The 10,887-nt window shown below is 66.3% G+C and carries 8 protein-coding genes; 5 read left to right on the top strand and 3 right to left on the bottom strand.

All coding sequences use genetic code 11. The annotated features are described in order from the left end of the window. The first annotated feature begins 228 nt into the window (after positions 1 to 228). Positions 229 to 1,416 carry a mechanosensitive ion channel family protein gene (locus tag O0J15_RS19175; protein WP_194445420.1) on the top strand — a complete coding sequence of 396 codons (1,188 nt, stop codon included), beginning with the start codon at positions 229 to 231 and terminating at the stop codon, positions 1,414 to 1,416. Between the two features lie 72 nt (positions 1,417 to 1,488). On the opposite strand, the gene O0J15_RS19170 is transcribed toward O0J15_RS19175, so the two are convergent. The 3 genes from O0J15_RS19170 to typA are packed head-to-tail and all read right to left on the bottom strand — an operon-like array spanning position 1,489 to position 5,479. Continuing rightward, positions 1,489 to 3,111 carry an amidase gene (locus tag O0J15_RS19170; RefSeq protein WP_019659570.1) on the bottom strand — a complete coding sequence of 541 codons (1,623 nt, stop codon included), beginning with the start codon at positions 3,109 to 3,111 and terminating at the stop codon, positions 1,489 to 1,491. A gap of 41 nt (positions 3,112 to 3,152) precedes the next feature. Then, the gene (locus O0J15_RS19165) at positions 3,153 to 3,620 is read right to left on the bottom strand and encodes a DUF2127 domain-containing protein (RefSeq protein WP_019659569.1); all 468 of its coding nucleotides are present in this window, start codon (positions 3,618 to 3,620) and stop codon (positions 3,153 to 3,155) included. An 11-nt stretch (positions 3,621 to 3,631) separates the two neighbouring features. Continuing rightward, on the bottom strand, positions 3,632 to 5,479 hold the full coding sequence (gene typA, locus O0J15_RS19160; RefSeq protein WP_026346967.1) for a translational GTPase TypA: 1,848 nt from the start codon (positions 5,477 to 5,479) through the stop codon (positions 3,632 to 3,634). Between the two features lie 267 nt (positions 5,480 to 5,746). Between typA and O0J15_RS19155 the strand changes: the two genes are divergently transcribed. The 4 genes from O0J15_RS19155 (at position 5,747) to prpE (ending at position 10,690) form a co-directional block, all read left to right on the top strand. Beyond that, entirely contained in the window at positions 5,747 to 6,238 is a 492-nt protein-coding gene (locus O0J15_RS19155; protein WP_005408225.1) for a peptidylprolyl isomerase, read from the top strand. 118 nt (positions 6,239 to 6,356) lie between these two features. After that, the gene (locus tag O0J15_RS19150) at positions 6,357 to 7,343 is read left to right on the top strand and encodes a malate dehydrogenase (RefSeq protein ID WP_005415428.1); all 987 of its coding nucleotides are present in this window, start codon (positions 6,357 to 6,359) and stop codon (positions 7,341 to 7,343) included. 122 nt (positions 7,344 to 7,465) lie between these two features. After that, a complete protein-coding gene (locus O0J15_RS19145) occupies positions 7,466 to 8,080 on the top strand; it encodes an RluA family pseudouridine synthase (protein ID WP_171952417.1) in 615 nt (204 codons plus the stop codon). Positions 8,081 to 8,809: 729 nt separating this feature from the next. Next, positions 8,810 to 10,690, top strand: a complete 1,881-nt coding sequence (gene prpE, locus O0J15_RS19140) for a propionate--CoA ligase (RefSeq protein ID WP_164144148.1) — start codon at positions 8,810 to 8,812, stop codon at positions 10,688 to 10,690. Positions 10,691 to 10,887 lie beyond the last annotated feature (197 nt).

Below are 10,887 nucleotides of genomic sequence, written 5' to 3'. Positions count from 1 at the left end.
GCGAAGCACTGCTTCGCAAGCGCCCGAACGCACAGCCGCCAGCGGCTGGGCCGGGCCCCGGAGGGGGACTTGCAGCGCCCCCCGCGACCGGACCCATCCCGCCACCCCACAGGAAACCCGCTTCTGCTTCGGCTGTTGCTGTTGCTCCAGCTCGCAGCAGGGTGCAGGGCTGCAAGCCCTGCCGATCAACACCCTGCTTACGAACGGCTGACGTGACGCTCATGCGCCATGCGCGAGGCTGTCTGCTTGGCTGTTCGAGTGGAGGTGGCAACGGTGCACTGGCAAAGCGCACAGGCCTACGCATGGCCGTTGGGATTGGCAGCAGTAGTGGGTGGCATCGGCGCGTGGCTGATCCTGTGGATCTATCACCGGCTGAAAGGGCGTGATCGCCGGCGTGCGCGCATCGGTCGTGTGCTCGGGCTGCCGATGGCCACTGCATGGCCGCTGCTGCTGTTGATTCCCGCCCTGCAGGCCACGCCGCTGCAGGATCCGTTGCTGGGCCATCTGCAGCATGTGCTGCACATCGCGTTGACTGCCTGCTTCATCTGGTTGCTGGTACGTGCGGTGGCGGCGGGCGAGCGCGCAATCCTGCGCAGCCATCCCATTGATGTCTCCGACAATCTGGAAGCGCGCCGCATCCAGACCCAGACGCGCGTGCTCAGCCGGGTGCTGATGGGCGGCATCATCGTGCTGGGCGCATCGCTGGTGCTGCTGACGTTTCCGATGGTGCAGAAGATCGGTACCGCGCTGCTGGCCTCGGCCGGCCTGATCGGCCTGGTGGCCGGTATCGCGGCCAAGCCGGTGTTCGGCAACCTGATCGCCGGCCTGCAGATCGCGTTGACGCAGCCGATCCGCCTGGATGACGTGGTGATCGTGGAAGGCGAGTGGGGACGCATCGAGGAGATCGGAAGCAGTTACGTGGTGGTGCGTATCTGGGATGAGCGGCGGATGGTGGTGCCGTTGACCTGGTTCATCGAGAACCCGTTCCAGAACTGGACGCGGCGTAGTGCCGACCTGCTCGGCACAGCCTTCCTGTGGCTGGATTATCGTGCCCCGATTGCGGCGATCCGTGCTGAACTGGAGCGCATCTGCCGGGGCGAAGCGTTGTGGGATGGCCGAGTCTGCGTGACCCAAGTGACTGAAACCAGTGAGCGTGCAATCCAGATCCGCCTGCTGGTCAGTGCGCGCAGCTCCGGCGACGCGTTCGACCTGCGTTGCCTGGTACGCGAGCGCATGCTCGATTTCCTCGCGCGTGAGCATCCGCAGTCGCTGCCGCAGGTGCGTGCGCGACTGCAGCATGCAGACGAGCTGGACATGCCGCGTGGTCCTCGTGCACGCACTGCAGATGTGCGTTCGCCGGGGGCTGAAGACGGTGAGGCGGCGATCGTGCCAGCGGAGCCCGACCAGCCGCTGTAGAGCCGAGCCATGCTCGGCTGCTTTCGATTTTCCGTTGAAGCCGAGCGTGGGCTCGGCTCTACAGAAACACGATCACGGCTCGCCGGCGTCGATCAGCGCGTCGGTATCGAAATGCGGCGGGCGCCGTGCGCGCGTGCGCTGCTCGTAGGCGTAGGCCATCTCGATCAGCTTCGGCTCGCTCCAGGCGGTGCCCATGAACAGCAGGCCGACGGGAAGGCCGTTGATCTGGCCCATCGGCACAGTCAGGCTGGGATAGCCAGCCACAGCGGCAGCGCTGTAGCTCTCGCCGGGGAAATCGTCGCCTTCGCTGCGGATCGGCCACGCCACGCCGGTGGTGGGGGCCACCAGCGCATCAAGCTGGTGGGCGGCGAGGGCAGCGTCAATGCCTTCCGGGCCCGCCAACCGGCGTGCATCGCTGCGCGCGCGGATATAGGCCGGGTCGGCCAGGCCGGCGGTGGCGTCGGCCGCCACCAGCAGTTCCTGGCCGAACAGGCCCAGCTCCTGCTTGCTGTGCGCCTGGTTGAAGGCGATCAGTTCGGCCAGGCTGCGCAGCGGGGCGCGATGGGCGCTGAAGTAGCGCTCCAGCCCGGCCTTGAATTCGTACAGCAGCAGCGTGCGCTCGGCCTCGGCCCAAGCGCCCTGGTTGGGCAGCTCCACCGGCACCACCACGGCGCCGGCGCGACGCAGCTCGGTCGCCGCCTGTTCGATCAGTGGCGGCATGCCCCGGTACTTCAGCAAGGGTGTCTGCAGCAGTCCGATGCGCTTGCCGCGCAGGCCCTGGGGGTCGAGTCGCGCGGTGTAGTCGTAGACCGCGCGGCCGGGCATGGTCGCGGTGGCCGGGTCGGCATCATCGCGGCCGGCGATCGCGGTCAGCACGGCGGCAGCGTCGGCGACACTGCGCGCCATCGGACCGGCGGTGTCCTGGCTGAAGGAAATCGGGATGATGCCGTCGCGGCTGACCAAGCCTACCGTCGGCTTGAGGCCGACGATGCCATTGATCGCCGCCGGGCAGACGATGCTGCCGTCGGTTTCGGTACCGATTGCTGCGCTGGCGAGGTTGGCGGCCACGGCTACCGCGCTGCCGCTGCTGGAGCCACAGGGCGAATGGCTCAGCCGATAGGGATTGCGGGTCTGGCCGCCGCGCGCGCTCCAGCCGGAGATCGAATCATTGCCGCGGAAATTGGCCCATTCGCTGAGGTTGGTCTTGCCCAGCACGATGGCGCCGGCATCGCGCAGCCGGCGCACCAGGTAGGCATCGTCCGGACGGAAGCTCTGCAGGGCCAGAGAGCCGGCACTGGTGGCCATCGGCGCGGCGTTGATGTTGTCCTTCAACAGCAGCGGGATGCCGTGCAGCGGGCCGCGCAGGTGGCCGCTACGGCGCTCGCGGTCGCGCGCGGCGGCTTCCTTCAGGGCATCGGAGTTGAGCTCGATCACCGCGCGCAGGCGCGGCCCGGCGCGGTCCAGGGCGGCGATGCGCTGCAGGTAGGCCTGGGTCAGGGTGGTGCTGTCCAGTTCACCGGCGGTCATCCGCGCCTGCAGGTCGGCAATATCGGTTTCGGCGTACGGGAACGGCACGTTGCGGCTCGCAGGTTCGGCCGCATGCGCGCTGGGCGTGGCCGGGCTGCAGCCAGCCGAAAGCAGCGCCGGCAGCGCGGCGAGCAGGCAGGTCAGCAGAGGCGGCAAGGACGGGCGCATGGGGCGGCTTGGTCGGCTCCAATCCCCAGTGTAGCGAGTGCTCAGCGGTGGCGCTTGCGCAGGTCGCGGGCGAGTACGTAGACCACGATCAGGTTGATGGCCAGGATCGTCCACGACGGCCAGCCGGGATGGCGGATGATCGCGAAGATGTCGAAGGGCAGGTACAGGGCAGCGGTCAGGCAACCCAGCCAGGAGGCCCAGGCCTTGGCCCGCCACAGGCCCCAGGCTTCGACCAGGTGCAGCAGTCCGTAACCGATCATCCCCGCCGCGGCCAGGTGGACCGCGTCGGGGCTGATCATGTGCAGCAGCGAGGGCAGGGTGCCGTGGTCCGGATCCAGGCTGAAACGCCGGATCAGGGCCATGATGCCGTGCCGCAGCGGCTGCGGTCCGAGCACTTCCAGCCCGGTGGCAGCCAACAGTGCCAGCATCGCCTTGCTCGCTTCGAGCAGGGCGATGACGTGCAGGCCCGGATGCCGGTGTGGATCCGGGTTGTAGCCGCTCTGGCTCACGGGGTGCTGGCTCAGCCGCCGCGCGAAGCCTTCTTGCGGTCGCTCTCGGTCAGGAACTTCTTGCGCAGGCGGATCTCCTTCGGGGTGATCTCGACCAGCTCGTCGTCTTCGATGAAGTCCAGGGCCTGTTCCAGCGAGTACTTGATCGCCGGGGTCAGCTGGATCGCATCATCCTTGCCCGAAGCGCGCATGTTGGTCAGCGGCTTGGTCTTGATCGCGTTGACGGTCAGGTCGTTGTCCTTGGAGTGGATGCCGACCAGCTGGCCTTCATACACGTTGTCACCTTCGGCGGCGAAGAGCTTGCCGCGTTCCTGCAGTGGGCCCAGCGAGTAGGCCGGGGTGACGCCCGGCGCATTGGCGATCATCACGCCGTTGATGCGCTTGGCGATCGCGCCCTGTTCCTTCGGGCCGTAGTGGTCGAACACATGGAACAGCAGGCCCGAACCCTGGGTCAGGGTCTTGAACTCGTTCTGGAAACCAATCAGGCCACGGGCCGGGATCTGGTATTCCAGGCGCACGCGGCCCTTGCCGTCCGATTCCATGTTCTTCAACTGGCCCTTGCGGGTGCCCAGCTTTTCCATCACGCCGCCCTGGTGGACTTCTTCGATGTCCACCACCAGCTGCTCGATCGGCTCCATCAGCTGGCCGTCGATTTCCTTGATGATCACTTCCGGGCGCGACACGGCCAGCTCGTAGCCTTCGCGGCGCATGTTCTCGATCAGCACCGACAGGTGCAGTTCGCCACGGCCGGAGACCAGGAACTTGTCGGCGTCTTCCAGCTGCTCGACCTTCAGGGCCACGTTGTGGACCTTTTCACGGTCCAGGCGGTCCTTGATCTGGCGGCTGGTCAGGAACTTGCCACCGGACAGGTCCTTGTTGCCGGCGAACGGCGAGTTGTTCACCTGGAAGGTCATCGAGATGGTCGGCTCGTCGACGGTCAGCGCCGGCAGGGCTTCCGGGAAGTCCGGTGCGCAGATGGTGTCGGAGATGGTCAGCTCCTGGATGCCGGAGATGGCCACGATGTCGCCGGCCTCGGCCGAATCCTGCTCGATGCGCTCCAGGCCCATGAAGCCCAGCACCTGCAGCACCTTGCCGTTGCGCTTCTTGCCTTCACGGTCGATGACCGCGACCTGCATGTTCTTCTTCAGGGTGCCGCGCTGGATGCGGCCGATGCCGATCACGCCCACGAAGTTGTTGTAGTCCAGCTGGCTGATGCGCATCTGGAACGGGCCTTCCGGGTCCACTTCCGGCTTCGGCGCGTGCTTCATGATCGCTTCGTACAGCGGGGTCATGTCGCCGTCGCGCACGGTGTCTTCCAGGCCGGCGTAGCCATTCAGGCCCGAGGCGTAGACGATCGGGAAGTCCAGCTGCTCGTTGGTGGCACCGAGCTTGTCGAACAGGTCGAAGACCTGGTCGATCACCCACTCCGGACGGGCGCCCGGACGGTCGACCTTGTTGACCACGACGATCGGCTTGAAGCCCATCGCGAAGGCCTTCTGGGTAACGAAGCGGGTCTGCGGCATGGGACCGTCCATCGCATCGACCAGGATCAGCACGGTGTCGACCATCGACAGCACGCGCTCGACCTCACCGCCGAAGTCGGCGTGGCCGGGGGTGTCGACGATGTTGATCCGGTTCTTGATGCCGGTCTTCTTGTCTTCCCAGGTGATGGCGGTGTTCTTGGCCAGGATGGTGATGCCGCGTTCCTTTTCCTGGTCGTTGCTGTCCATCACGCGCTCGGCGAGGACGGTACGCTCGGACAGGGTGCCGGACTGCTTCAGCAGCTGGTCGACCAGGGTGGTCTTGCCATGGTCGACGTGGGCGACGATGGCGATGTTGCGAAGATTTTCGATGGACATACGAAAGGGGGCCAGTCGGCGCCGGATTTGGAAAAAGAAGTCCAACATTATACGTCGAACTTGACGATTCGCGAAAAGGTGGATTTCACGCCCGTCACGGGGCCCATTCAGCTGGGCCGCCACACGGCCGAGGCCGCCAGACCGTCGCGCGGGCTGCCCCGCCGGCGGCTGAAGCCCGGGTCTGCGCCCATGGTCGAAGCCGCCGCCGCCGCAAGGCAGGTGTAAACTAGGTGGCTAGACGCGTTCCCCTCTGCATCAAGGATCTTCATGTCCCTCATCGCCACTTTCGACACCACCCAGGGCCCGATCAAGGTCGAGCTGTTCGCCGACAAGGCGCCGCTGACCGTGGCCAACTTCGTGAACCTGGTCAAGCACGGCTTCTATGACGGCCTGATCTTCCATCGCGTGATCGCCGACTTCATGATCCAGGGCGGCTGCCCGCAGGGCCGTGGCACCGGCGGCCCGGGCTACAAGTTCGAAGACGAAAAGAATGGCGTGAAGCACGAGGTCGGCTCGCTGTCGATGGCCAACGCCGGCCCGAACACCAACGGCAGCCAGTTCTTCATCACCCACATCAAGACCGATTGGCTGGACGGCCGCCACACCGTCTTCGGCAAGGTCCTGGAAGGCCAGGCCATCGTCGATTCGGTCAAGCAGGGCGACGTGATCCATTCGATCACCCTGGAAGGCGACGTCGACGCCGTGCTGGCCGCCCAGGCCGACCGCGTCGCCGAGTGGAACAAGCACCTCGCCGCCTGATCCCCCTTCGAAACGGCCACCCACGGGTGGCCGTTTCCCTGTTCCCCGCCGCCCGCCAGGCCTGCGTGGCTCCGCCCGCGGCGTCCCATCAAACGCTTGCAAGCAAGAGGAAACCCCCATGAAAGCACCCGTTCGTGTTGCCGTGACCGGCGCCGCCGGCCAGATCGGTTATGCCCTGCTGTTCCGCATCGCCTCCGGCGAAATGCTGGGCAAGGACCAGCCGGTCATCCTGCAGCTGCTGGAACTGCCGGTCGACAAGGCCCAGGCCGCCCTGAAGGGCGTGATGATGGAGCTGGAAGACTGCGCCTTCCCGCTGTTGGCCGGCATGGTCGGCACCGATGACGCCGAAGTCGCGTTCAAGGACGCCGACATCGCCCTGCTGGTCGGCGCGCGTCCGCGCGGCCCGGGCATGGAGCGCAAGGACCTGCTGCTGGAAAACGCCAAGATCTTCACCGCCCAGGGCGCGGCGCTGAACAAGGTCGCCAGCCGTGACGTGAAGGTGCTGGTGGTCGGCAACCCGGCCAACACCAACGCCTACATCGCCATGAAGTCGGCCCCGGACCTGAAGCCGGAAAACTTCACCGCCATGCTGCGCCTGGACCACAACCGCGCGCTGAGCCAGCTGTCGGCCAAGCTCGGCAAGCCGGTCGGTGGCATGGAGAAGCTGGTGGTGTGGGGCAACCACAGCCCGACCATGTACCCGGACTACCGTTTCGCCACCGCCGATGGTGCGTCGATCGCCGATGCGATCAACGACCAGGAGTGGAACGCCAACACCTTCATCCCGACCGTCGGCAAGCGCGGCGCGGCGATCATCGAAGCCCGCGGCTCGTCCTCGGCTGCTTCGGCCGCCAACGCCGCCATCGACCACGTGCGTGACTGGGTGCTGGGCAGCAACGGCAAGTGGGTCACCATGGGCGTGCCGTCCGACGGTTCCTACGGCATTCCGGAAGGCGTGATCTTCGGTTTTGCCGTGACCACCGAGAACGGCAAGTACACCCTGGTCAAGGATCTGCCGATCGACGACTTCAGCCAGAAGTACATCGACAAGACCCTGGCCGAGCTGGAAGAAGAGCGCGCCGGCGTCGCCCACCTGCTGGGCTGATGCAGGCGGTACCGGCTCCGGACGGTACGTCTTCCATCAAGGTAGGTACCGACCGCTGGTTGGTACGCAGAAAGCGGGGAGGCTTCGGCTTCCCCGTTTTCATTTGGAATTCCTGGAACCGCATGATCCACCTGCACTACATCGATGACGCACTGCTGGTGGCCGAGAAGCCGGCTGGCCTGTTGTCCGTACCCGGCCGCAGCGCCGAGAACCAGGACTGCGTGGTCGCGCGCCTGCAGGCGCTGTATCCGGATGCGTTGACCGTGCACCGCCTGGACCAGGTGACTTCCGGCCTGCTGCTGCATGCGCGCGGCAAGGACATGCAGGCGGCGTTGTCGATGCAGTTCGAGCAGCGCCAGGTCGGCAAGCGGTATGAAGCGGTGGTGCAGGGGCTGCTCGAGGGTGATTCCGGTGAAGTGGACCTGCCGTTGATCGTGGACTGGCCGAACCGGCCGAAGCAGAGGGTCGACCATGAGCGCGGCAAGCCGGCGCTGACGCGTTGGCGCGTGCTGGTGCGCGATGTTGAAGCGCGGCGCACGCGCGTGGCGTTGGAACCGATCACCGGCCGCAGCCATCAGCTGCGCCTGCACATGGCCAGTCTCGGTCATCCCATCGTCGGTGACGTGCTGTATGACGCGGCACCGGCGCAACGCGTGTATCTGCATGCGCGCAGCCTGCGGTTTACGCATCCGCTGACGGGCGAGGCGCTCGTGTTCGAGTCTGCGGCTCCGTTCTAGGGGTTCGGCAGGGCTTGCAGCCCTGCACCTGCTACGAACCGGAGCAACGCGAAAGGCCAAGGCGGCTCTGGTTTTCTACTTGTTGGGCGGGGCGGTGTGGGTTGGCAGGACACGCCGTAAACCCATCCATGGGGGCTCGATGGCGCCATCCATGGCGCCAACGGTCCTGCCAACCCACACCGCCCCGCCTTCGACAGATCTCCGGTGACGGATGGTCTATCCACGCTTTGCGTGGATCAAATCCATCGGAATCGAATATTTCGACAATTGATCGAAAAGGATCCACGCATGGCGTGGATCTACCGTGTCGACCAAGGTCGACACCCACCAGAGCAATACGCCGTTCCGACAGATGGCAGGAAACTGTCGAAGGCGGGGTGGGTCCGGTTGCGGGGGCGTGAGCGCCATGGATGGCGCGACCGAGCCCCCATGGGTGAGGGCGCTTCGCTTGCGAAGCATTGCTTCGCAAGCGCCCGAACGCCCAGCCGCCAGCGGCTGGGCCGGACTGGGGATTCACGGCGTCCCCCGCAACCGGAGCCACCCCGCCATCCCCCAGGAAACCAGCTTCTGCTGTTGCTGATGCTGTTGCCGGCCAGCGGCCGGCACTACCACGGGTGCAGGGCTGCAAAGCCCTGCAGAACAAACCCACCCCCCTACCAAGGTAGGGCGGCCCGCGCGCCAGCGCCGGACTATCCTCGAACCCATGACTTCGTCTGGGAGGGCTGCGTCATGAACTACGAGGAAACCTACCGTCGCTCGATCGACGAGCCGGAGGCCTTCTGGGGCGAGGAAGCCAAGCGCATCCATTGGCACAAACCGCCGCAGCAGGTGCTCGACTACAGCAATCCGCCGTTCCGGCGCTGGTTCGTCGGCGGCGAAACCAATCTCTGCTACAACGCCGTCGACCGCCACCTGGCCGAGCGCGCCGACCAGCTCGCACTGGTCGCCATCTCCACCGAAACCAACAGCACCCGCGAAATCACCTATCGCCAGCTGTATCGCGAAGTGAACGACTTCGCCGCCGTGCTCAGGCACCTCGGCGTCGGCCATGGTGACCGCGTGGTGATCTACATGCCGAACATGGCCGAAGCCGTGTTCGCGATGCTGGCCTGTGCGCGCATCGGTGCGGTGCACTCGGTGGTGTTTGGTGGCTTCGCCGCGCACAACCTGGCGCTGCGCATCGACGATGCGAAGCCGAAGCTGCTCATCGCCGCCGATGCCGGCATGCGCGGTGGCAAGCTGATTCCGTACAAGCCGATGGTTGACGCGGCCTGCGCCGAAGCGGCTTCGCCGCCACCGCATGTGCTGATCGTGTCGCGCGGGCTGGATGCCGCCGAACCACGCGTGCCGGGCCGTGATGTGGAGTACGCCACGCTGCGTGCACAGATCGGGGAAGCGGATGTGCCGGTGCAGTGGCTGGAAGCGAGCGAGCCGAGCTACCTGCTGTACACCTCCGGCACCACCGGCAAGCCGAAGGGCGTGCAGCGCGACGTGGGTGGCTATGCGGTGGCAATGGCCCAGTCGATGGAGACCGTGTTCGACTGCAAGCCGGGCCAGGTGATGTTCTCCACCTCCGATGTCGGCTGGGCGGTGGGCCATTCCTACAACGTGTACGGCCCGCTGATCGGTGGCTGCACCTCGCTGCTGTACGAAGGGCTGCCGACGAATCCGGATCCGGGCATCTGGTGGGCGCTGTGCGAGCAGTACAACGTGCGCACCATGTTCTCGTCGCCCACCGCCATCCGCGTGCTGAAGAAGCACGATGCGGACTTCATCCATCGCCACGACCTGCGCGCCCTGAAGTACCTGTTCCTGGCCGGCGAGCCGCTGGACGAACCGACCGCGCACTGGATCAGCGAAGCGCTGGGCAAGCCGATCATCGACAACTACTGGCAGACCGAAACCGGCTGGCCGGCACTGACCCTGCTGCCGGGCCTGGAGATGAAGCCGGTGCGCTTCGGTTCGCCGGGTTTCCCCAATCTCGGCTATCGGATGAAGGTGATCGACGAGAACACCGGTGAGGAAGTCGCACCGGGGCAGAAGGGCGTGCTGGTGGTGTCGCCGCCGTTGCCGCCGGGCTGCATGAGCACGGTGTGGAATGATGACAGCCGCTTCCTGCAGAGCTACTTCAGCCACTTCAAGGAACTGCTGTACAGCTCGCTGGACTGGGCGATCCGCGACGACGATGGCTACACCTTCATCCTCGGCCGTACCGATGATGTGATCAACGTGGCCGGGCACCGTCTGGGCACGCGCGAGATCGAGGAGGCCATTTCGAGCCACCCGCGCGTGGCCGAGGCAGCGGTGATCGGCGTCAAGGACGAACTGAAGGGGCAGGTGCCGCTGGTGTTCGTCACCCTCAAGCAGGGCCTGGATGGCGAGGATCCGGCGCCGGTGGTGGCCGAGATGATGGCCACGGTGACCACCTCGCTCGGCGCGGTGGCGCGCCCGGCGCACGTGCACGTGGTCAACGCGCTGCCCAAGACCCGTTCGGGCAAGCTGCTGCGGCGCTCGTTGCAGGCGTTGGCCGAGCAGCGCGACCCGGGCGACCTGTCGACGCTGGACGACCCCGGCGCGCTGGAGGAGATCCGCCGCGCGCTGGGCCGCTGACCTGCTTCTGTAGAGCCGAGCCGATGCTCGGCTCCGCATGCCTTGCCAAAGCAGCCGAGCATGGGCTCGGCTCTACAGGGGAGGCCGTTGCTGCACCGCAGCTTCCTCCCTGCAACCGGTGCGCTAAGCTCGGTTGCAGGGGGGGGGGGGCCCGCCGGGGGGCGCCGGCGGGGGGGCGGCGGGGGGGGGGGGGGGAG

This window comes from Stenotrophomonas sp. Sm10 (assembly GCF_030985515.1).
In the GTDB taxonomy this organism is placed as follows: Bacteria; Pseudomonadota; Gammaproteobacteria; order Xanthomonadales; family Xanthomonadaceae; genus Stenotrophomonas; species Stenotrophomonas hibiscicola.
Note: the sequence above shows the minus strand (reverse complement) of the source record. Positions and strands in the feature narration are given on the sequence as shown.

Excerpts from the sequence above, each read along its gene's own strand:
- O0J15_RS19175 (WP_194445420.1), top strand. The coding sequence starts at position 229 with ATGCGCGAGGCTGTCTGCTTGGCTGTTCGAGTGGAGGTGGCAACGGTG.
- O0J15_RS19170 (WP_019659570.1), bottom strand. The coding sequence starts at position 3,111 with ATGCGCCCGTCCTTGCCGCCTCTGCTGACCTGCCTGCTCGCCGCGCTG.
- typA (WP_026346967.1), bottom strand. The coding sequence starts at position 5,479 with ATGTCCATCGAAAATCTTCGCAACATCGCCATCGTCGCCCACGTCGAC.
- O0J15_RS19155 (WP_005408225.1), top strand. The coding sequence starts at position 5,747 with ATGTCCCTCATCGCCACTTTCGACACCACCCAGGGCCCGATCAAGGTC.
- O0J15_RS19150 (WP_005415428.1), top strand. The coding sequence starts at position 6,357 with ATGAAAGCACCCGTTCGTGTTGCCGTGACCGGCGCCGCCGGCCAGATC.
- O0J15_RS19145 (WP_171952417.1), top strand. The coding sequence starts at position 7,466 with ATGATCCACCTGCACTACATCGATGACGCACTGCTGGTGGCCGAGAAG.
- prpE (WP_164144148.1), top strand. The coding sequence starts at position 8,810 with ATGAACTACGAGGAAACCTACCGTCGCTCGATCGACGAGCCGGAGGCC.